Source organism: Catenovulum adriaticum (genome assembly GCF_026725475.1).
GTDB lineage: Bacteria > Pseudomonadota > Gammaproteobacteria > Enterobacterales > Alteromonadaceae > Catenovulum > Catenovulum adriaticum.
The window spans coordinates 1,263,965-1,284,476 of the sequence record NZ_CP109965.1 but is presented as its reverse complement, the minus strand read 5'-3'; the positions used below and the strand labels follow the sequence as shown (position 1 = coordinate 1,284,476).

Below are 20,512 nucleotides of genomic sequence, written 5' to 3'. Positions count from 1 at the left end.
TCTTTTCGTTATTAAGTTATTTGTTTTATTTTGACGTTAAAAAATCTGCAATTTCGGGCAAGTAATGCTTATAGTTTTGAAATGCATGATCACCGCCTTCAATGATGCAAACTTGATCCGCGCTGAATTTTTGACAAGCTTGACGGTAATCTAATGTTTCATCACCTGTTTGTATATAGGCTTTTATACTTAAATTTGTCACATTTGCAACTTCAAAGCTTTTTAACAGCTGATTATATTCATCGGTTATTTGGAAAATTTCGCTCGTATAAGGGTGCGTATGCTCACCAAGATAATTCGCCAATAACAAGTATGGATAAACAGCCGGATTAATTAACACCGCGGGTATATTAAATAAATGAGCACAATAGGTTGCAAAATAACCGCCAAGCGAGCTCCCTATCACTCCGATTAATGCGTGTTTGTATTGCGTTTCAATCGCTACCAGTTGCTGTTTAATTTGCGCTGGCGTATTACTCAACTGTGGGCAAATAACATCTATTTCAGGATAATGCTGTTTAAAATATTCAATAGTTAGCTGGGCTTTGAGTGATTGCGGCGAACTTAAAAAACCATGTAAATAAAGTAAAGCTTTTTTGTTTTTCATAAACTTCCAAATTGAAATATAAGCTTAAACTAAATGGGCTTTTACGTTCACTGTCCCATCTGACGCTAAACTAATTTGGTTATAACTTGGATTATTATCTGTGATTGCAAACCCTTGCGGTGAATGACCAAATTGTACCGAACTCGCTGCACATGCATACCAAGGCTTACCATAAAACTGACCAGATGCCGCACTATGCACATGGCCATGTATTATTGCTTTAATATTAGGTGTCTGTGCCAACCATTGCTTAAAATCTGTAGAGTTTTGCAAATCATATTGATCGATAAAACTATTAAACGGCACGACATGATGATGCAAAAATACCAGCCAATGCGTTAAGTGAGCATTGGGTTTTAATTTAATTTGTTGCTCAATTTTGGCCAATTGTTCATGGCTAATATACCCAGCCCCTTTTTGGGTTGGGTGATAAGAATTAAATAACACCAATAACCAGTCATCTAATTCAATGACTTTATCTTGCGTGAACAATTCATCTTGCGAAAATCGTTCAAATAAATTTGGCTCATCATGATTACCTGGAATTAAATAAATGGGTAATTGCCATTTAAACTGATGCAAAGCATTTAAAAAATTCTGATAACTTTGCCATATTTCATCTTGAACAAGATCACCCGTTAGCACAATGGCGTCGTATTCAGATTGCTTGTTAGCAATATCAGTTAATACTAACATTAAATTTTGATAAGGCTGACAACCATAAAAGTCATCCTGCTTGTCGGCTTTTAAGTGACAGTCCGTAATTTGAGCAATATTAAAGGTCATTTAATTTAAATTAGAAATTTGATTTGGCAAGCTCATGCCTTTTTCTTTACAAAACGCGAGCCAATCATGTAAAAACAAATTAATTTGATGTTTTTCATCTGGTTGATGCATTTGTTTATTTGGATAAATATAACTTGGCTGAATTCGGCTAACATTTTGACTTTTCACAACCTCAGCCATTTTTGCATCGTGATACACTCTAACCTGTACGTTAGGCTGCAAAAAATCAGGAAAACTAGTCGATAACTGTCTTATTTCCAGTAAATTCGTATAACGGCTTTGTTCTAAAACCCGAATCTGAAAAGTAAATTGCGGTGAAGTTTCAAATTGATTCACTTCGCTTTCATAGCGCCAGTCATCCACTAGGTAACTTAATAGCAAAAAGTTACGTTCACATAAGCTATTAAGTGCCACTAAATCAGGCACATATTTTTTAGGTTTTGCCAAAATCACTGAGTTTGCCAATTTTGTTTCACCTTATCTAAGTTTTGCTGCAACCAATGCAGACCAATTAATGCAGATGCATTTTCTATTTTACCCTGATTTAACCAATCCATCACCTCTTGCCGAGTAAAAACATGCACTTTAATATCTTCATTCTCATATTCAACCCCACATATTAACTGAGTTTTAGTGGAGTCGACCTGGGCTAGAAATAAGTGTATCCGCTCGCTCGTGCCACCACAGCTTGATAAGTAACTTTGCATCGGTATCAAAGCTTGCGGGATTAATCCAGTTTCTTCAAGGGTTTCTCGCTTTGCAACTGACTCTATGGTTTGGTTTTCTTCCACCATGCCGCCAACCAATTCAAATGTCCATGGGTGAGATGCATTTAATATAGCGCCAATTCTCACTTGTTCAATCAATACAATTTTATCTCGTATTGGATCGTAAGGTAAGACAACCACAGCATCGCCTCGTTCAAATATTTCTCTTTGGACAGGCGCTGACCACCCCCCCGCAAAAAGCTTATGTTTGAATGTAACTAACGAAACATTGAAAAAACGAGAGAATAGCTTTTCTTTTTTTAAAATTTCGACATCTTGATTGCCAAACTGGTAAGGCATTATTTTATTTTTAGATTTCATTGTTTTAACCTTTTATGCCAAGATTGTGTATGATAATAATAAAGTTTAAACTCACTACGTTTGCCATTTTTAGGATATAGCATGTTCAATAATCGGATTATTCAATTAATCAAAACCAGCATCCCTTTAACTAGCTTGCTTGTTTTTAATCCAAGCCAGGCTCAAGATTTACTAACCGTTTATCAGTCGGCGCTTGAGCAAGATCCGATTCTTCTACAGGCCAAAGCGCGCTACCAAGCCATTTTACAAAATAAACCGCTCGCTCGCTCTGCCCTATTACCGCAATTAAACGGCTCACTCAGTTATACAGATGATGATTTACAATCTATGAACCGACAAGCGGCAGTTGTTAGCCTATCTCAGTCTCTTTATCGGCATGACAACTGGCTCAATTTATCAAAATCTGAAAAATTAATTCAACAGAGTGAATTTAGTTTACGCCAAAGTCAACTGGAATTGATGACTCGTGTTGTCTCAACTTATTTTTCTGTGCGTGAAGCTATGGATAATTTAAACTTTGTTGAAGCGCAAAAAGCATCTATAAAACAAGAACTTGAAAAAACACGTCACCAGCTTGAAGTGGGTATTTCGGCTATTACTAACTTACACGAAGCCCAAGCGCAATATGATGCTGTGGTCGCTCAAGAAATTACCGCACAAAATGCAATTGAACTAGCAAAAGAAAATTTACGTGAAATTACTGGCCAGTATTATTCATCGCTCGATGGTCTCAATACTGAGCAATTTTCTCCACCCAAGTTATCTCCTAACCGTGTTGACAACTGGTTAGCATTAGCTGAAAAAAGCAACCCTATTCTTTTACAACAAAAGCTTTCAATGGCAATAGCAAAACAAGATATAGACATTGCTCAAGCCGGACATCTGCCAAATGCGAACCTATCAGCCAATTACACTTGGGCAGATGGTGAAGCTGATGTAATGAATAGTCAAGCAAATGCAAATCAAACCGTTAAAACCAATAATGATGGCTTATCTTGGACTGTTAGCGTAAACGTACCTATTTATTCAGGCGGCAACACTAGTGCACGAACAAAACAGGCCAGACAAGAATATGTTGTTGCCAGTCAACAACTTAATCAGGCTCACCGCCAAGTTATAAAACAAGTGCGCAGTGCCTATAACGATGTAAACGCAAGTTTGGCTCAAATTAGTGCGCTAAAACAAGCTGTTGTATCAGCGCAAAGTGCGTTAAAAGCAACCAAAGCTGGTTTTTCTGTCGGAACTCGAACGCTAGTCGATGTATTAGACAGCACCCAAGTGCTATACAGTGCAAAACGTAATTTAGCCAGCGCCCGTTACACTTATATTAATGCAATTTTAGGCTTAAAAAATGCAGCCGGCGTATTAACAGTGGAAGATTTAGCAAGTATTAATCAAACTCTAATAGCTGATACTGAGCAAACCAAATAATATCAAAAAGATTAAGCGGGCAAACAGACTGAATCCGCCACAACGACTTGATTACGACCTGATTCTTTGGCTTTAAATAATGCCCTATCAGCCAGCTCTAAAGCGGCACGAGCATTATCGCTGGTATTTTTTGCGACCATACTATGAATACCAGCGCTTAACGTAATAACAGATGAGCATCCAGATCCTTGATGGGCTATTTGCAAATCGCTAACCTGCTTAATTGCGTTTTCCACTATTTCAACTGCAAATTCAACGGGGGTATTAGGTAAAATCATAGCAAATTCTTCACCGCCAATACGGGCGATAAACCCATGCGTATGTTCTAAACCATGCTTGAGCGACAAAGCGATTTTTTTCAAAACCGTGTCTCCGGCTTGATGTCCATAACAGTCATTATAATCTTTAAAGTAATCAACATCTAAAATAACCAGCGATAAAGGTGTGCCAAGTGACAAACTATTTTTCCATTCACGCTCAAGTACTTCGTCAAACTGGCGTCGGTTAGCAATGGTTGTTAAAGCATCAATATGCACAAGCGCATCTAACAAACGTTTTTGAAAGACATTTTGGAGTTGAGTATAAATTCGAGCCTGAACTACGCCCGGGTGCAAAGGTTTACTCAGCACATCAACCGCCCCTAGTTTAAGCCCTTTCATTTCGACTTCTTCTGAGTCGCTACCGGTAATAAAAATGATAGGAATATGCTGGGTTTGTGAACGATTTCTTAGCGTTTCAATCACGCTAAAGCCATCCATGTCTGGCATTACAATATCTAAAACAATTAAATCAGGTAACAGCGACATGCTTTTTTCTATCGCCTGCGCTCCATTTTTGGCTAACAAAACTTGTGCCATGCCTGAAATACATTCTTTTAAAACTTGTCGATTACTTTTATCGTCATCAACAATCAATACGCTTAGTTCATCATTCAAGGTTGAATCCCTTGTGCTAAAATGCCTGTCATTTTAATTAAACCCTTTAGCTCTAAGAGTAACGCATCCGTAAAACCGAAATCAATGCGCAATTGAGTAAAATTATATCGAAGCTGAAATCAGTCCAACCCACGTAAAATTAGATTTTTTAGCGGATATAAGTTATTCGTTATAATGCGCTGCTTTTAACATCCGCTGGCTTTCTGCCAAAAAATGATCAGCGTAATTGCCAAACCATTGATGCACTTCTTCAAACTCTTGTTTAAATAACGCTTTATCGCCTTTCTCAAGTAATTCAATTCCAGCTTGAAAACGCAATGAAAAACGCTTTAATAACGCAAGATTATCCGGGTTCGCGTAGATAATATCTGCATATAATTGAGAGTCTTGCGCAAATAAGCGCCCAGTCATCGCCAGCTCAAGGCGATAAATAGGTGAACTTAGCGCAATCAGCTCTGACAATTTGGGGTTTTCTTGTTTAAGGTGAAAGCCATACATAAAAGTTGAAAAGTGGCGCATAACCTGAATAAAGGCCATTGCATTATCATGTGATTGTGCGCTTACTTGTTCCAATTTGGCATTTAATAAGGCTAAATCGTCTAAAACCCATTGAGTCGCCTGTACATCACGCTCAGCACAATAAGCGACAACTTGTTCATCAATATTATCAACATCCGGACCAAACATGGGGTGTAACCCTAAAACAGGGCCCTGATGATGCTTTAACATGGCATCAACTGGTTTTCGTTTAATACTGGTCAAATCAGCTAAAATGGTGGAATCAGATATGTGTAATGCCACCTTTTCAATGACATCCAAGGTTAAACTGATGGGTACTGAAATTAATACTAAATCTTGTTCTGCTAATATTTGTTTGGCGTTAGGCCAGTCATCGCGTTCTAGCGTTTTTACTTGATGACCAAGCTCACTTAATAAGCGTACAAAAAGCCGCCCCAACTTACCTTGCCCGCCGACCACTGTAATTTTTTTAGTTTGCGTGTGTTGGTTTTGTTTAAGCTCGGTTAAGCGCTGTTGTTCCAGCGCTTTTTCTAACTCTCTTTTCTGTTTGGTTAAAGCGTCTATTTGTGCTTGAACGTCAAACAACTGAGCACGTAAATCACGTTCAACCATTGCAAATTACACTCGCTCTTTTAAAGGTTTTTCAAGCTTTTGAGCCATTTCGCGCAACAAAGTATCCGTTTGTGACCATGATATGCAAGCATCGGTAATTGATACGCCTTTTTTCATGTCGCTAATAGGTTGGTCTGCCGATTGATTACCTTCATTTAAATGACTTTCCAACATAATACCAATAATAGATTGATTGCCTTGTTCAATTTGCTGAACGACATCTTGCGCTACAATTGGCTGGCGGCGATAATCTTTATTTGAATTACCATGGCTACAATCAACCACAAGCGCAGCATTTAAACCCGCTTTACGTAGCTTTTCTTCACACAAAGCAACATTTTCAGCATCATAGTTAGCGGCTTTACCACCACGTAAAATTACATGTCCATCAGGGTTGCCATTGGTTGATATAATTGCAACTTGCCCTTTTTGGTTTATCCCCATAAAGCTGTGACCAGAAGCCGCTGCTTTTAAAGCATTAATAGCCGTATCTAAACTACCATCTGTGCCGTTTTTAAAGCCAACGGGCATTGATAAACCACTTGCCATTTCACGATGAGTTTGAGATTCAGTTGTTCGCGCACCAATAGCAGACCAAGTAAATAATTCAGCTAAATATTGCGGGCTGATAGGATCTAGGGCCTCAGTTGCCATTGGAATACCCATCTCGGCTAACTCAATTAATAATTTTCTGGCTTTGTGTAAGCCTTCTTCAATGCTAAAAGTACCGTTAATGTTTGGATCATTAATCAGCCCTTTCCAACCGACTGTCGTTCTAGGTTTTTCAAAATAAACCCGCATAACCACATACAAAGAATCGCCTAATTCGTCACTAAGCGCTTTTAAACGCACGGCGTATTCTTTAGCGGCGTCAACATCATGAATTGAACAAGGGCCACTAATAACAATTAAACGTTTATCTTTTTTATTAATAATATCAGATAAGGTTTGACGTGCCTGGGCAATAAAACTTAAAGCTTTATCTGATACAGGTAAGGTTTGTTTTAATTTTTCAGGGGTGATGAGTACAGTTTCGGCATTTACATGCACGTTATTCAATTTATCTTTAATCATTCATTAATCCAAATAATGAGTTTTGATTATCCACTGTTACCATTGCGAGCGGCGATATACAGCTTAAAATCAGTCAGCAGTAGGCTTTATATATATTGCTCCATTTTAGACAAGTTTTTAACAAAGTTCAGCTAATAATTGGGTTTGAGTCAATTATTATTATAAAAATGAGCCTTAAGGATAAAAAACAAACAAAGATAGTGAAAATTTCATTTTTGTTAAATCATAAAACTGTATAATTGATCAATTATTAGCGCTTAAAACCTTAAACCAAAAAATTAATATGAAATTATTTCTTTATTGCATTAGCCAAACTTGGTTTTATAAAATATTGGCCTGTATTGCTTATATTATTGCGACCAGCTTATTTTTTAGCCCCATTGACCCAAATGCAACAGGTTTATTTCCTCACTTTGATAAAATTGCGCATTGCATTGTGTTTTTTATTCTTGCGGGCGTAACGGAATTTAGTTTTCATCAACAAGCTAAAAAAATCGTGATTGGCTTAATTATTTATGGCGCCTTGATTGAAATACTCCAAGGGCAATTTTTTAACCGTCAAAGCAGTGGCTTAGATTTATTAGCTGATGCCAGCGGCGTTGCTTTGTTTTATATTTTATTATTGAGAACAAAACTATCATGTTTACGATCTTGGGTGGCGGCTCAATCGGGTCACTAATTGCTTGGGCATGTGCTAAAAGCAAATTAGAGTACCAACTGATTCTAAGACAAAACTCAGCCAAGCAATTAACCCAAACTATTAAAATTGAGCCAATCAATTTATCTAAGCACCATTCGTCTCAAAGCGGTGAATATCAAAATAAATCGCAAGTGTTTGAAGCCGCTGTTTATCAATTTGATAAGTTAATACAAACGTTAGTGGTGCCTATTAAAGCTTACCAAGTTGAAAGCGCAATTAAACAGATCGCCCCTTACCTAACTGACAATTGCACTATTATTTTGCTCCATAATGGTTTAGGTACAATCCAAACCGTTAAACAATACTGTCCCACCGCAAACATAATTTTAGCCACTACAACACACGCCGCTTTTCAACCCCACAAATATTCAACGATACAAACCGGGTTAGGTGAAAGTTTTTTTGGACCTGTTCAATTGACTAATCAGTATGAGACTAAACTTTTACCCACCCCAGCGGTTAAAGCATTAATGAGCGCATTCAAACCTGCGTGTTGGGATGATAATATTCAAGTAAGGTTATGGGAAAAGCTGGCGATAAATTCGGTGATCAACCCACTCACAGCATTAGCTAACATAAAAAATGGCACGTTAACACAAGCCGAGTACTTACCTAAAATTAAGCAACTAGTTGATGAGTTTTGTGAGGTAAGTGAGTTGGAGGGGTTTAAATTTGAGCCACAAAAAATACTAAACTTAATTTTAACGGTCGCTAAAAATACCGCCAATAATTATTCATCAATGAACCAAGATATCCACCACCACAGACTCACAGAAATTGATTATATAAACGGTTATTTATTAAAAATTGCGGCAAAACATCAATTGGTTTTACCGCACCATCAAGTTTTATTTGATCAAATTAAACAGGTTGAAACAAACTAACATTTTGATAGCCTTGCTCATGCAAATAAAGCGCTTGTAAGCGGCTCATTACGCCTTTTTTACAATAAAGTAAATAATGCTGGCTTTGATCTAAATCAGCAAACTTATTGGCTAATTTAAAAAATGGGATATGAAGGATAGTAGCGCCCTGCAATTCTAAAGGCTCGTTTTCTTCTTCCTCTGCAGAGCGCACGTCAATAATCACCTGATTTGCTGTTAGCGCACTGACAGAAGCAACTTCTTTAACTTCTTCTTCGGCTTCTTTGGCTAAATCGCGAATATCATAAACGCTGGCATCATTTACAACTTGCTCAATCAGCGGCATATGAAAATGCGATTCCGTTGCTTCTACTTTTTCTTCGCGCGCTGCTATATTTGGCTTTTGTGAAATTACACCGCAATATTCAGGCATGGTTTTAGCAAAATCTTCAGTACCAATTTCACGAGCAATATCGATAATTTCTTGTTTATCTGTAGTAATTAATGGCCGTACAATGAGCTGCTCGGTTACTTTATCGATTAAGCCCAAATTGATTAAGGTTTGACTCGATACCTGTCCTAAGGCTTCACCTGTTACCAACGCATTATGGCCCATCCGAGCTGCCACTAAACTGGCGGCTCGCATCATCATACGTTTTAAAACAACGCCCATGAGTCCCGAATCAATATTTTCTAAAATTTCAGCCACAACAGGTTGAAAGTCAACTGAAATAAATTTAACTCTGTGCGAGACTCCATATTTTTCCCACAAATAATACGAAACTTGCTTAACCCCAATTTCGTGGGCTGCACCGCCTAAATTAAAAAATAAAAAGTGAGTTTTATAGCCCCGGCGCATGGTTAAGTAACTGGCAACACCTGAATCGTAACCACCTGAAATAAGAGATAAAACATCATCTTGAGTCGCAATAGGAAAACCACCTAACCCTTGAAAACGCTCACCAATTAAAAATAATTGATCATTAGTGACCTCTAAATTAACTGTCATTTGTGGACGAGTTAATTTAACGCTAGCCGACTCAATTGTTTGGTTTAAATATCCGCCCACATAACGTTCTAAATCTTTTGATGAAAACTCATGATTACCGCGGCGCTTAACCCGAACACAAAAGGTTTTGCCCTCTACATCTTCACGATATAAAGCTAATACTTTGTCGCAAACATCATCAAAGCTGACAAATTCAGACTGTTTAACTTCAGAGAAAAACGCAATACCCGGCACACATTGCATGCGCTCAATCGCTATATCTCGTTTATCGTCACTGACTCTTACTTCTAAACAGTCCCACTGTTTTTGAACCCAAGCTTTTTCATCTACTCGGCGTAATACATTTTTAATATTGCTTTCGAGTATTTTGGTAAAGCGTAAACGCACCGAACGACTTTTAATCGAAATTTCAGGATGCATTTTAACTATAAACTTGATCATATCTTGGGTCACATTATTAAATCGGATAAATTTGGTCGGCGATTATACTGAATTTAATCATCAGAAAGAATGGTTTTACTAAACTAATTGCCCAAGTCAATTAACTTGGGCAACCCTTTATTGGGTAATTGTTGTATTGGGTGAAACGGTAATTGGGTCTGACTCTTTTGCTTTACCTTGCAATATCGAAATTTCGACTCGTCGATTACGACGTCGATTAGCCTGCGTATTATTAGGTACTAATGGCCGTGTATCGGCATGGCCTACTACAATTAATCTATGTTGATCAAACCCGGGGACCGTTAACATTTCGTGCGCAACCGCAACGGCACGTTTTGCAGATAACTCCCAATTTGAGCTATACAATTCAGAGATAGCATTTTGGTTATCTGTATGTCCTGAAACTGTGATTTCGCCCGGAACTTCATTTAAAAGTTCTGCCACTTGACGAATAATAGGCTTAAATTGAGACTGTAAAAAAGCAGAACCTGATGGAAATGCACCATTTTCTCGAATTCGAATAATAATTTGCTGGCCTAAAGATTCAAGTTCAATTGCGCCATCGACAATTTGCTCTTCTAGTTGCTGCGCTATCTTTTTAACGAGTTCACTCATTTCTTCTGCTGAAGATTGTGACTGAGCGGTGGATGACTGGGCGCTGGCCGAGTCTGCGGCTGTACCACCGCGTTGATCGCCTCTTTGTTTTTGCCGACCACCCGCTGAATCTTCATCACCGGCTTCAAACTCTAAAGTGGGCTGAGTCATTTCAACAGTTTGCTGTTGTATGGTTTCAATAGGCGTTGGATCAGGGCGACCTGGTCTGAATTCTTGTGCAATTACAGACGTTCCTTTAGGGATATCTTTAATTTCTAATTTGTTTTGTACCCCAAACGCAAATTTCATTGAGCCTGCAATTTGTTTAAATTTAAGTACGTCCATTTCTGAAAATGCGAGCAGTAAAACAAAAAAGCACATTAATAACGACATTAAATCCGCAAATGTGCCCATCCACGCTGGTAAACCCGGCGGTGGACATTTTTTACATGGAGGACAATCATCAACCATTGCTTTGCTCCCTACTCTTGAGCCACTGAGCGTTTAGATTCAGCCAAATAGTTTTTTAATACTCCCTCAATCACCCTAGGATTTTGACCATCTTGAATACCCAGAATAGCATCCAAAATCAAACTTTGATTCAGTTTTTCTTCTTCTTTACGCAAAGTTAATTTGGCCGCAAGCGGCAATGCGATAACATTTGCTAAAAAAGCGCCATAAAGCGTGGTCAATAATGCAACTGCCATCGCAGGGCCAATTGCTTTAGGATCGTCCATATTCGATAACATAGCAACCAAACCAATCAGTGTACCTATCATCCCCATTGCAGGCGCAACATCGCCTAATGCTTTTAGCAAGCCAACCCCCGCTTCATGGCGCTCGGTGGTTAACTCAATATCTTTAGACAAGGTGGCTTTTACTACATCACCATCATGCCCATCCACAAGCATATCAACCCCTTTACGCATAAAAGGATTATCAATTTGAGCTTCTTCTAAGGCTAAAAAGCCGCCTTTTCTGGCTGCATCAGCCATTTCAACTGATTTTTCGATCAATTCTTCAGGGCTTTCAATTTTAAACATAAAAGCTTTGCCAAGAATTTTACCAATGCCAAAAAATTGCCCCATGGTAAAATTGGCTAACACAACAAACAAAGACCCACAAAATACAATAAGCACTGATGGCACATCAAAAAACATGCTTAAGTCGCCGCCCAGGATCATTGCCATCACGATAAATGCGATTGCACCAATTATTCCAATAACCGTTGCTAAATCCACATAGGCCTCCAAATTGTAGTGTGTAAGCTCATTTTGCTCATGTTTATTAACTGCTAATAATAGTAAATATAATTTTTAGAATTGATTTAAATTTAAACCGACTTAAGGTTAGCCGCAAGTTTAGACGTTGCAAAACCATAGGTACTGGCTAATCTATCGGCAAGATAAACCAAAAGCTTAGCTTTTTCATCTGCTTAAGTTAATTTATTTTCAATTTACACAGGTTTTTTTTAAATTAACCAATTTATCTGATAGATTTGGGGTAAAATATTTGCGTAAATTATATAGACAGATTGAAAAGAGACTAAAGAACAATGCCGAGTAAAAAACCAGAAAACATGAGCCTTGAAGCAAGCATGTCGGAATTAGAAAAAGTGATTGAGCAATTAGAGTTAGGTGAATTACCACTTGAAGAAGCACTCAAACAATTTGAACGAGGCGTAGGTTTAGTTAGAGCCAGTCAACAAAAGTTAGATTCTGCAGAGCAAAAAATTAAAATTTTAATGGATAAAAACGGCCAGTCAGAATTAATCGATACCAGTATAGAGACATTAAATTAATGTGTATTCAAACCGAGCTACAACGTTTTCAAACTGAGTTTAATCAAACCTTGGTCCAAACGTTTAGCCAGTTGCCTAACGATATAGCGCCTAAATTGCATCAGGCAATGGAATATAGCGTGAGTAATGGCGGGAAAAGACTCAGACCTTTTTTACTGCAAATTATGGCAAAAGTATTGGCAATCGATCCTAAACTTATCCAACCTGCAGCCGTAGCGCTTGAATGTATCCATAGCTATTCACTAGTGCATGACGATTTGCCTGCCATGGATGATGACGATCTTCGCCGTGGTAAACCAACCTGTCATATTCAATTTGATGAAGCGCATGCTATTTTAGCAGGAGATGCATTACAAACGCTGGCATTTGAATTACTGATTAACGCCGATGTACAGACTGACATAAAACTCAGCTGGGTAAAAATTTTAGCACAAGCTTCAGGTTACCAAGGCATGTGTGGCGGCCAGTCTCTTGATTTAGAAGCTGAAAATAAATCTGTTGGTTTAGAATCACTTGCCAACATTCATAGCTTAAAAACCGGCGCTTTACTTAAAGCCGCGGTTAGCATGGGCTGCGCAGCACAACGTAATTTAAGCGATGAGCAAAAACAAAAATTTGAACGATTTGCAGAGCTAATCGGTTTGGCTTTTCAAATACAAGACGATATTTTAGACGTAACTGCAACCACAGATGCATTGGGTAAACCACAAGGGTCAGATCAAAAGTCAAATAAAAGTACTTACCCTAGCTTACTTGGTTTAACGGGCGCAGTGCACAAAGCGGAGCAAGTTTTTCAATCAGCACTAGAGCAAATTGAAGATCTCCCCTACAATACACAGCCTCTAATGGATTTTGCCCAGTTTATAATTAAGCGACAACACTAATTACATGAGCACTAATATACACAAATACCCCAGATTAAGACTAATTAACGAGCCAGACGAGTTACGTAGCTTGCCAGTTAATGAGTTGCCTGAACTCGCTAATGAGTTACGTGACTTTTTATTAGCTTGTGTTAGCAAAAGCAGTGGTCATTTTGCATCAGGTTTAGGTACAGTTGAGCTAACCGTCGCGCTGCATTATGTTTATAATACGCCCTTTGATAAATTAATTTGGGACGTGGGCCATCAAGCTTACCCACATAAAATTTTGACTGGTCGTCGCGAGCAAATTAACAGTATCAGACAATACAATGGCTTACACCCGTTTCCCTGGCGTGAAGAAAGTGAGTACGACACTTTAAGTGTGGGTCACTCCTCAACTTCAATCAGTGCGGCTTTGGGGATTGCAATTGCTGCCGAAAAAGAAGCCAAAGGCCGACAATCAGTTGCCGTTATAGGTGACGGTGCTATTACCGCTGGTATGGCATTTGAGGCAATGAATCACGCAGGTCACCTTAATAAAGATATGTTAGTTGTGCTCAATGATAATGATATGTCAATTTCGGAAAACGTCGGCGCACTAAATAGTCATTTAGCTAAAATTTTATCTGGCTCTGTTTATACCTCGTTTAGAGAAAGTGGCAAAAAAATCTTAAGCTCTATGCCGCCAATTAAAGAGCTAGCCAGTAAGGCTGAAGAACATTTAAAAGGCATGATAGCACCAAGTACCATTTTTGAAGAGCTGGGATTTAACTATATTGGCCCAATTGACGGTCATGATGTACTAGCGTTAGTTAATACCTTAAAAAACATGCGCAGTTTAAAAGGACCACAGCTGCTACATGTTGTCACAAAAAAAGGAAAAGGCTATCAACCCGCTGAAAAAGATCCCATTGGTTATCACGCCGTTCCTAAATTTGATTTAAAAACCACCGAGCTACCTAAAAAATCGAGCCCATCCCCCACGTATTCAAAAGTATTTGGTGATTGGCTGTGTGACATGGCACAAAGCGACAATAAATTAATGGCAATCACCCCTGCTATGCGTGAAGGCTCAGGCATGGTTAAATTTTCAAAAGCGTTTCCTAAACAATATTTTGATGTTGCCATTGCAGAGCAACATGCAATTACGTTAGCGACAGGTATGGCTATTGCAGGTTTAAAACCAGTTGTTGCGATTTACTCAACCTTTTTACAGCGTGGCTATGATCAACTCATTCATGATGTTGCTCTGCAAAACTTGCCGGTTTTATTTGCGGTTGATCGTGCAGGGATTGTCGGTGCTGATGGCCCAACCCATCAAGGTACGTTCGATTTGAGCTTTTTACGTTGCATCCCTAATTTAGTCATAATGACACCCTCAGATGAAAACGAGTGTCGACAAATGCTATATACAGGCTATCAGTTACCGCAACCCGCTGTTGTGCGCTATCCAAGAGGCACAGGGCCAAACACACCAATTAATGCCACTATGAGCGAATTAACAATTGGGCAAGCTAAACACTTACGCCAAGGCCAAAAAATAGCTATTTTAAATTTTGGCACGCTTTGCCAGTATGCGACACAAGCCGCAGAAAAATTAAATGCAAGTGTTTATGATATGCGCTTTGTTAAACCGATTGATATAAACGCTATAAAAACAGCAGCAGAGCAACATGATTACATTATTACGATAGAAGATAATTGTGTAAGCGGTGGTGCTGGTAGTGCCGTACTAGAAACCCTAGCTCAGCTTAAACAGTTTACACCTTGTTTAACTATTGGTGTTCCTGATGAGTTTGTAAAACACGGTAGCCAAGCCGAGTTATACCAACAGCTAAAGTTAGATACCGACGGTATTATTGAGCAAATCAATTGTTTTATTACCCATTAATTAACTCGTTTAACGATGATTTAATCATGACTAAAAACGTTTATTTAATGCCGTTATAGGTTATGTGGCATTAAATCGGGTTCAGGATAAAGCCATAATGCCAAAATCGGATATTGAAAAAACCTTAGGATATGCGCTCAATGGGAGCGCATTCTTAATGAAGCAAGTTATCAAGCAACTTATTCAACAACACCATTACCAAACAACTCCAGAAGCATTTTTTTTATTAAATTTAATCCCTAAAACTGGAATTGAGCAGCACCAACTCATTAATAAAACGCATAAAGACAAAGCAGCCATAACCCGCTTATTAGATCAATTAAATCACCAAGGTTGGATTGTCAGACGCGTCATCAAAGAAAATAAACGCCAAGCGACTATCCGCTTATCGGAAACCGGAGAGCAAGTTAAAACAAATTTAAATCAAGCGCTTGCGTCGGTCAGTACCAGCATGATTAAAGGCATACCTACAGACGAGTTACGTACCACAACCAAAGTTTTAAATATGTTAAATGAAAATTTGACCGATATTTTAGACTAGCCATCAAAAAAGCCACTTAATATTTAAGTGGCTTTTAATATAAATTCAACCAAATGGAATAAATATTTAGAGGTTAATTAACGTATCTCTATTATTTTAGCTCGGCATAATATTTAGCCAACGCTTTCATATCGTCTTCAGTTAAAGCTGCAACCATACCTTTCATTATTGGATCAGGGCGAGTTCCATCTTTAAACTTTTTAAGTTGAGATAGCAAATATTGCTCTTTTTGGCCTGCTAAATTTGGATAAATAGGCATAGTGGAAATACCATTTTGACCATGGCATGTTGCACATAACGCCACTTGCGCCGGTGCTGCAAATAAGTGCCCAGAGAAAATTAAACCAGAGAAAACAAGTAGTGCTTTTTTCATAATATTTCCTTCTTTAGTTAAGTCCTTAATATAGATTAAATTAAGTAAAATAAAAATATAAAATCGTAATCTATATTTATAATTTTTATAAATTTGGCGATGAATCACAAAACAAGTTTAACTATTTTGTTCAAATACCGCTAATAATTTACTTGGAAATTGAGGTCGTCCTTTCTCATTAATAGACGTACCTGTTACTTTGGCTTGTAAAATAAGTTTACCTTCTGTTGTTTTAATCGTTTGATTAAATGCAAAACGAAGTTTAGATATTTGTTCAAGCTGCACACTAACAGTGAAATGATTGCCGCTTTTTAATGGGGATTTATAATCTAATTCAGCACGTACAACCACTAAATTAATTCCAGCTTGAGTCAAAGCTGCAAAATCAAGATTGATACTTTTTAAAAATTCATGTCGCGCATGCTCTAAATAATTCATATAAACACTATTGTTTACAATGGATTGCATATCACATTCGTAATCTCGGACTGACATTAATAATTCAAACATTTTAGTTCCTACAACAAAAAAACCGACAGAGACCGTCGGTTTTATCTTGAAGCACAAAAACTTGCAAGTGGGTTAGCTAATAATTACCAACCAGTGCTTTCTTTTAATGCTTTACCAATATCAGCTAATGATTCAACTGTAGTAACACCTGCATCTTTCAATGCCGCAAATTTTTCAGCTGCTGTACCTTTACCACCCGAAATAATCGCACCAGCATGGCCCATGCGCTTACCCGGAGGCGCAGTTACACCTGCAATATATGAAACCACAGGTTTGGTTACATTTTGCTTAATAAAAGCAGCGGCTTCTTCTTCTGCACTACCACCGATTTCACCTATCATCACAATCGCTTCGGTTTTAGGGTCATCCTGAAAACGTTGTAAAATATCGATAAAATTAGAGCCTGGAATTGGGTCGCCACCAATACCAACACAAGTCGATTGACCAAAACCTGCATCAGTTGTTTGTTTTACCGCTTCATAAGTCAACGTACCTGAGCGCGATACAATACCAACACGACCTGGCAAATGAATATGACCTGGCATAATACCAATTTTACATTCGCCTGGGGTAATTACACCTGGACAATTAGGACCGATAAGCACTACGCCTAATTCATCACACTTAACTTTACATTCCAACATATCTAGCGTTGGAATGCCTTCAGTAATACACACAATCAATTCAATGCCTGCGTTAGCCGCTTCTAAAATTGAATCTTTACAAAAAGCGGCTGGTACATAAATCACACTCGCTTGAGCGCCTGTTTCTTCAACAGCTTCTTTAACCGTATTAAATACAGGTAAATCTAAATGCGTTTGACCACCTTTACCTGGGGTTACCCCACCCACCATTTTTGTGCCATACTCAATCGCTTGCTTTGAATGAAAAGTACCTTGCGAGCCAGTAAAACCTTGGCAAATAACTTTTGTGTCTTTATTAATTAAAATGCTCATTATTTCGCCTCCGCTGCTTTTACGGCTTGAACGGCAGCATCTGTTAAACTCGTTGCCGCTATAATATTTAACCCACTATCAGCGAGTACTTGTGTACCCAATTCAGCGTTATTGCCTTCAAGGCGAACCACTACTGGTACTTTAACGCCAACCTCTTCTACCGCACCAATTACACCTTCAGCAATCAAATCACAGCGTACAATACCACCAAAAATGTTAATTAAAACCGCTTTTACTTTGTCATCTGAAAGAATAATTTTAAATGCTTCAACCACGCGCTCTTTAGTCGCACCGCCACCAACATCTAAAAAGTTAGCTGGTTTACCGCCATGGTGCTGAACAATATCCATTGTGCCCATCGCTAAGCCAGCGCCATTAACCATACAGCCAATGTTGCCATCTAATGCAACGTAATTAAGCTCCCATTTCGCCGCATGTGCTTCACGCTCATCTTCTTGAGTTGGGTCATGCATTTCACGCAAATCTGGATGACGGTACAAAGCATTACTATCAATAACCACTTTGGCATCTAAACACAACAAGTCATCTTCGTCGGTAATCACTAAAGGGTTAACTTCAATTAGAGCCACATCTTTTTCAACAAACAGTTTAGATAAGCCTAATAAAATTTGAGTAAATTGCTTAACTTGCTTACCTGCTAAACCTAATTTAAACGCCATTTCACGGGCTTGATAAGGTTGAGCACCTGTTAATGGATCTATAGTCGCTTTTAGTATTTTTTCAGGCGTTTCTTCAGCTACTTTTTCAATTTCTACACCGCCTTCAGTCGACGCCATAAAAACAATACGACGAGTTGAACGGTCAACAACAGCCCCTAAATAAAGCTCTTGCTTAAACGGGCAAGCAGGCTCAACCAAAATACGGCTAACCGGCTGACCATTTGCATCTGTTTGATAAGTGACTAGGTTTTTACCTAGCCACTCTTTGGCAAATGCTTCAACTTCTGCTTTAGTTTCAACTAATTTTACACCGCCAGCTTTACCACGCCCGCCAGCATGGACTTGAGCTTTAACGACATATTTGTCGCCTTCTACTTGGCTCATTGCTGCGACCGCTTCTTGTGGCGTTTGCGCTGCGATGCCGCGAGATACCGGTAAACCATAATCCGCAAACAATTGCTTACCTTGATATTCATGCAAATTCATGACAATTATCCTTTGTTATTGAAAAGTGTTCTTCCTGACAAATAAATTAAAATGATTAAATTATTTGTATTGGAAAATATGATATGGACCTAAACAGCTTAAAGATTCATACTCGGCCATTTCAAGTTGTTTAGGTATTAAAAAAGCGATACTGAGTATCGCTTTTTTAACGTATTTTGATATTAAATATCAAGTAATAAACGAGTTGGATCTTCAAGTAACTCTTTAATTGTTACTAAAAAGCCAACCGATTCTTTACCGTCAACTAATCTGTGATCATATGACAAAGCTAGATACATCATAGGTAAAATTTCTACTTTACCATTAACAGCCATCGGTCTGTCTTGGATTTTATGCATACCCAAAATTGCTGTTTGTGGTAAGTTGATAATGGGTGTTGAAATTAACGACCCAAACACACCGCCATTGGTGATGGTGAAGTTACCACCCGTCATTTCATCCAACGTTAACTTTCCGTCACGACCTTTTAAAGCCAGTTCGCGAATGCCTTTTTCAATTTGTGCTAAAGACAATTGATCACAATCACGTAATACTGGTGTTACTAAACCACGTGGCGTAGACACCGCCATGCTTACATCAAAATAATTATGATAAACAATATCATCGCCATCAATTGAGGCATTTACCGCAGGGTAACGCTTAAGCGCTTCGGTTACCGCTTTAGTGAAAAAAGACATAAAACCTAACCGGATACCATGTTTTTTCTCAAACACATCTTTGTATTCTTGACGAATATCCATAATGGGTTTCATGTTAACTTCGTTAAACGTTGTTAACATCGCGGTCGAGTTTTTCGAATCTAATAAACGTTTAGCAATGGTTTTACGTAAACGTGTCATAGGAACACGTTTTTGAGTACGATCACCTAAGGCTTCAGTTGCTGACTCTGATGATTTTTTGCTTTCGCTCGATTGAGATTGTTTAGCTTGTTTTGATTTAACATAGGCTTCAACATCTTCTTTCATTAAGCGGCCTTTTTCACCTGAACGGCTAATGTTCTTGGCTTCTTCTGTACTAATTCCATTTTGAGATAAAGCACGGCGAACTGAAGGCGTTAATGAATTATCCGCTTCATCACTTGATGATGACTTAGCTTCTTCTTTCTTATCTGCTTTTGGTTCTTTTTTCGACTCGCCAGCTGCACCTTTTTCTAAGTATGCTATCACTTGGCTAGCTGCAACCGTTGTGCCTTCTTGTTCTAAAATTTCGGTTAATACACCGTCAGCTTCAGCCGTTACTTCAAGTACAACTTTGTCGGTTTCTATATCCACTAAATTTTGTTCACGCTTAACCGAATCTCCAGCTTGAACATGCCAAGTAGCAATCGTTGCATCCGCTACTGATTCCGGTAATACAGGGACTTTAACTTCCACACTTTCTCCTTTGCTTTTGGATTCTGGTTGTGATTCTGTCGATTTCGATTCTTTTGACTCTTGTGAATCTTTTGACTCTTGTGCTTTACCTGAACTAGAGTCTGATGCTTCATTTGCATCACCTAATTTACCAATCACTTGATCAGCAAGTACGGTGTCGCCTTCTTCATGGATAATTTCACTAATTACGCCATCTTTTTCAGCAACAACTTCTAAAACCACTTTATCGGTTTCAATATCTACTAAATTTTGATCTCGTTTAACCGAATCGCCCGGCTTCACATGCCATGTTGCCACGGTTGCATCTGCAACTGATTCTGGTAATCCTGGTACTTTAATATCAATAGCCATGTGTTTA

The 20,512-nt window shown here is 38.4% G+C and carries 22 protein-coding genes; 7 read left to right on the top strand and 15 right to left on the bottom strand.

Features of this window, described 5'->3' with window-relative positions; all coding sequences use genetic code 11:
• Window positions 1-25: 25 nt before the first annotated feature.
• From OLW01_RS05795 to OLW01_RS05780, 4 genes are read right to left on the bottom strand one after another with little or no spacing between them, the layout of a single operon-like run.
• Window positions 26-607, bottom strand: a complete 582-nt coding sequence (locus OLW01_RS05795; protein WP_268075785.1) for a YqiA/YcfP family alpha/beta fold hydrolase — start codon at window positions 605-607, stop codon at window positions 26-28.
• Between the two features lie 24 nt (window positions 608-631).
• A complete protein-coding gene (locus tag OLW01_RS05790; protein ID WP_268075784.1) occupies window positions 632-1,393 on the bottom strand; it encodes a metallophosphoesterase family protein in 762 nt (253 codons plus the stop codon).
• Window positions 1,394-1,858 (bottom strand): DUF1249 domain-containing protein, encoded by a 465-nt coding sequence (locus OLW01_RS05785; RefSeq protein WP_268075783.1) that lies wholly within the window; start codon window positions 1,856-1,858, stop codon window positions 1,394-1,396.
• A complete protein-coding gene (locus OLW01_RS05780; protein ID WP_268075782.1) occupies window positions 1,843-2,481 on the bottom strand; it encodes an NUDIX domain-containing protein in 639 nt (212 codons plus the stop codon). Before OLW01_RS05780 ends, OLW01_RS05785 begins: the two co-directional genes overlap by 16 nt.
• An 81-nt stretch (window positions 2,482-2,562) precedes the next feature.
• Here OLW01_RS05780 and OLW01_RS05775 point away from each other — a divergent pair, with 81 nt between their 5' ends.
• Window positions 2,563-3,912 (top strand): TolC family outer membrane protein, encoded by a 1,350-nt coding sequence (locus OLW01_RS05775; RefSeq protein ID WP_268075781.1) that lies wholly within the window; start codon window positions 2,563-2,565, stop codon window positions 3,910-3,912.
• Window positions 3,913-3,923: 11 nt separating this feature from the next.
• Here the strand turns inward: OLW01_RS05775 and OLW01_RS05770 are convergent, their stop codons facing one another.
• From OLW01_RS05770 to OLW01_RS05760, 3 genes are all read right to left on the bottom strand, one after another.
• Entirely contained in the window at window positions 3,924-4,847 is a 924-nt protein-coding gene (locus OLW01_RS05770; protein WP_268075780.1) for a GGDEF domain-containing response regulator, read from the bottom strand.
• Window positions 4,848-5,009: 162 nt separating this feature from the next.
• The gene (gene tyrA / locus OLW01_RS05765) at window positions 5,010-5,978 is read right to left on the bottom strand and encodes a bifunctional chorismate mutase/prephenate dehydrogenase (protein WP_268075779.1); all 969 of its coding nucleotides are present in this window, start codon (window positions 5,976-5,978) and stop codon (window positions 5,010-5,012) included.
• 6 nt (window positions 5,979-5,984) lie between these two features.
• Window positions 5,985-7,052, bottom strand: coding sequence for a 3-deoxy-7-phosphoheptulonate synthase (locus tag OLW01_RS05760; protein WP_268075778.1), 1,068 nt, complete (start codon window positions 7,050-7,052; stop codon window positions 5,985-5,987).
• 283 nt (window positions 7,053-7,335) lie between these two features.
• Here OLW01_RS05760 and OLW01_RS05755 point away from each other — a divergent pair, with 283 nt between their 5' ends.
• Together OLW01_RS05755 and OLW01_RS05750 are read left to right on the top strand one after the other, a co-directional pair.
• Window positions 7,336-7,731 carry a VanZ family protein gene (locus OLW01_RS05755; protein ID WP_268075777.1) on the top strand — a complete coding sequence of 132 codons (396 nt, stop codon included), beginning with the start codon at window positions 7,336-7,338 and terminating at the stop codon, window positions 7,729-7,731.
• Complete coding sequence (locus OLW01_RS05750; RefSeq protein WP_268075776.1) at window positions 7,692-8,636, top strand: ketopantoate reductase family protein; 945 nt, start codon at window positions 7,692-7,694, stop codon at window positions 8,634-8,636. The genes OLW01_RS05755 and OLW01_RS05750 overlap by 40 nt, the downstream gene beginning before the upstream one ends.
• Here OLW01_RS05750 and thiI read toward each other — a convergent pair.
• From thiI to pomA, 3 genes are all read right to left on the bottom strand, one after another.
• On the bottom strand, window positions 8,614-10,062 hold the full coding sequence (thiI, locus tag OLW01_RS05745) for a tRNA uracil 4-sulfurtransferase ThiI (protein ID WP_268076161.1): 1,449 nt from the start codon (window positions 10,060-10,062) through the stop codon (window positions 8,614-8,616). The two genes, OLW01_RS05750 and thiI, sit on opposite strands and share 23 nt — an antisense overlap.
• Window positions 10,063-10,182: 120 nt before the next feature.
• Window positions 10,183-11,130 (bottom strand): flagellar motor protein MotB, encoded by a 948-nt coding sequence (locus OLW01_RS05740; RefSeq protein WP_268075775.1) that lies wholly within the window; start codon window positions 11,128-11,130, stop codon window positions 10,183-10,185.
• A gap of 11 nt (window positions 11,131-11,141) precedes the next feature.
• The gene (pomA, locus tag OLW01_RS05735) at window positions 11,142-11,900 is read right to left on the bottom strand and encodes a flagellar motor protein PomA (protein ID WP_268075774.1); all 759 of its coding nucleotides are present in this window, start codon (window positions 11,898-11,900) and stop codon (window positions 11,142-11,144) included.
• A gap of 314 nt (window positions 11,901-12,214) precedes the next feature.
• Here pomA and OLW01_RS05730 point away from each other — a divergent pair, with 314 nt between their 5' ends.
• The 4 genes from OLW01_RS05730 to OLW01_RS05715 all read left to right on the top strand — a co-directional run bounded on the left by OLW01_RS05730 (window position 12,215) and on the right by OLW01_RS05715 (window position 15,755).
• Entirely contained in the window at window positions 12,215-12,460 is a 246-nt protein-coding gene (locus OLW01_RS05730) for an exodeoxyribonuclease VII small subunit (protein WP_268075773.1), read from the top strand.
• Complete coding sequence (gene ispA, locus OLW01_RS05725; protein WP_268075772.1) at window positions 12,460-13,344, top strand: (2E,6E)-farnesyl diphosphate synthase; 885 nt, start codon at window positions 12,460-12,462, stop codon at window positions 13,342-13,344. The genes OLW01_RS05730 and ispA overlap by 1 nt, the downstream gene beginning before the upstream one ends.
• 4 nt (window positions 13,345-13,348) lie before the next feature.
• The gene (gene dxs / locus OLW01_RS05720) at window positions 13,349-15,214 is read left to right on the top strand and encodes a 1-deoxy-D-xylulose-5-phosphate synthase (RefSeq protein WP_268075771.1); all 1,866 of its coding nucleotides are present in this window, start codon (window positions 13,349-13,351) and stop codon (window positions 15,212-15,214) included.
• Window positions 15,215-15,311: 97 nt separating this feature from the next.
• Window positions 15,312-15,755, top strand: a complete 444-nt coding sequence (locus tag OLW01_RS05715; RefSeq protein ID WP_268075770.1) for a MarR family winged helix-turn-helix transcriptional regulator — start codon at window positions 15,312-15,314, stop codon at window positions 15,753-15,755.
• A gap of 91 nt (window positions 15,756-15,846) precedes the next feature.
• Here the strand turns inward: OLW01_RS05715 and OLW01_RS05710 are convergent, their stop codons facing one another.
• The 5 genes from OLW01_RS05710 to odhB form a co-directional block, all read right to left on the bottom strand.
• Window positions 15,847-16,128, bottom strand: a complete 282-nt coding sequence (locus tag OLW01_RS05710; RefSeq protein WP_268075769.1) for a c-type cytochrome — start codon at window positions 16,126-16,128, stop codon at window positions 15,847-15,849.
• Between the two features lie 117 nt (window positions 16,129-16,245).
• Window positions 16,246-16,638, bottom strand: coding sequence for an acyl-CoA thioesterase (locus OLW01_RS05705; protein WP_268075768.1), 393 nt, complete (start codon window positions 16,636-16,638; stop codon window positions 16,246-16,248).
• Between the two features lie 83 nt (window positions 16,639-16,721).
• A complete protein-coding gene (gene sucD, locus OLW01_RS05700) occupies window positions 16,722-17,594 on the bottom strand; it encodes a succinate--CoA ligase subunit alpha (protein ID WP_268075767.1) in 873 nt (290 codons plus the stop codon).
• On the bottom strand, window positions 17,594-18,760 hold the full coding sequence (gene sucC, locus OLW01_RS05695) for an ADP-forming succinate--CoA ligase subunit beta (protein WP_268075766.1): 1,167 nt from the start codon (window positions 18,758-18,760) through the stop codon (window positions 17,594-17,596). Before sucC ends, sucD begins: the two co-directional genes overlap by 1 nt.
• Window positions 18,761-18,942: 182 nt before the next feature.
• Window positions 18,943-20,505 (bottom strand): 2-oxoglutarate dehydrogenase complex dihydrolipoyllysine-residue succinyltransferase, encoded by a 1,563-nt coding sequence (odhB, locus tag OLW01_RS05690; RefSeq protein ID WP_268075765.1) that lies wholly within the window; start codon window positions 20,503-20,505, stop codon window positions 18,943-18,945.
• Between the last annotated feature and the right edge of the window lie 7 nt (window positions 20,506-20,512).

Excerpts from the sequence above, each read along its gene's own strand:
- OLW01_RS05795 (WP_268075785.1), bottom strand. The coding sequence starts at position 607 with ATGAAAAACAAAAAAGCTTTACTTTATTTACATGGTTTTTTAAGTTCG.
- OLW01_RS05790 (WP_268075784.1), bottom strand. The coding sequence starts at position 1,393 with ATGACCTTTAATATTGCTCAAATTACGGACTGTCACTTAAAAGCCGAC.
- OLW01_RS05780 (WP_268075782.1), bottom strand. The coding sequence starts at position 2,481 with ATGAAATCTAAAAATAAAATAATGCCTTACCAGTTTGGCAATCAAGAT.
- OLW01_RS05775 (WP_268075781.1), top strand. The coding sequence starts at position 2,563 with ATGTTCAATAATCGGATTATTCAATTAATCAAAACCAGCATCCCTTTA.
- tyrA (WP_268075779.1), bottom strand. The coding sequence starts at position 5,978 with ATGGTTGAACGTGATTTACGTGCTCAGTTGTTTGACGTTCAAGCACAA.
- OLW01_RS05760 (WP_268075778.1), bottom strand. The coding sequence starts at position 7,052 with ATGATTAAAGATAAATTGAATAACGTGCATGTAAATGCCGAAACTGTA.
- OLW01_RS05755 (WP_268075777.1), top strand. The coding sequence starts at position 7,336 with ATGAAATTATTTCTTTATTGCATTAGCCAAACTTGGTTTTATAAAATA.
- OLW01_RS05750 (WP_268075776.1), top strand. The coding sequence starts at position 7,692 with ATGTTTACGATCTTGGGTGGCGGCTCAATCGGGTCACTAATTGCTTGG.
- OLW01_RS05740 (WP_268075775.1), bottom strand. The coding sequence starts at position 11,130 with ATGGTTGATGATTGTCCTCCATGTAAAAAATGTCCACCGCCGGGTTTA.
- OLW01_RS05730 (WP_268075773.1), top strand. The coding sequence starts at position 12,215 with ATGCCGAGTAAAAAACCAGAAAACATGAGCCTTGAAGCAAGCATGTCG.
- ispA (WP_268075772.1), top strand. The coding sequence starts at position 12,460 with ATGTGTATTCAAACCGAGCTACAACGTTTTCAAACTGAGTTTAATCAA.
- dxs (WP_268075771.1), top strand. The coding sequence starts at position 13,349 with ATGAGCACTAATATACACAAATACCCCAGATTAAGACTAATTAACGAG.
- OLW01_RS05715 (WP_268075770.1), top strand. The coding sequence starts at position 15,312 with ATGCCAAAATCGGATATTGAAAAAACCTTAGGATATGCGCTCAATGGG.
- OLW01_RS05710 (WP_268075769.1), bottom strand. The coding sequence starts at position 16,128 with ATGAAAAAAGCACTACTTGTTTTCTCTGGTTTAATTTTCTCTGGGCAC.
- OLW01_RS05705 (WP_268075768.1), bottom strand. The coding sequence starts at position 16,638 with ATGTTTGAATTATTAATGTCAGTCCGAGATTACGAATGTGATATGCAA.
- sucD (WP_268075767.1), bottom strand. The coding sequence starts at position 17,594 with ATGAGCATTTTAATTAATAAAGACACAAAAGTTATTTGCCAAGGTTTT.
- sucC (WP_268075766.1), bottom strand. The coding sequence starts at position 18,760 with ATGAATTTGCATGAATATCAAGGTAAGCAATTGTTTGCGGATTATGGT.
- odhB (WP_268075765.1), bottom strand. The coding sequence starts at position 20,505 with ATGGCTATTGATATTAAAGTACCAGGATTACCAGAATCAGTTGCAGAT.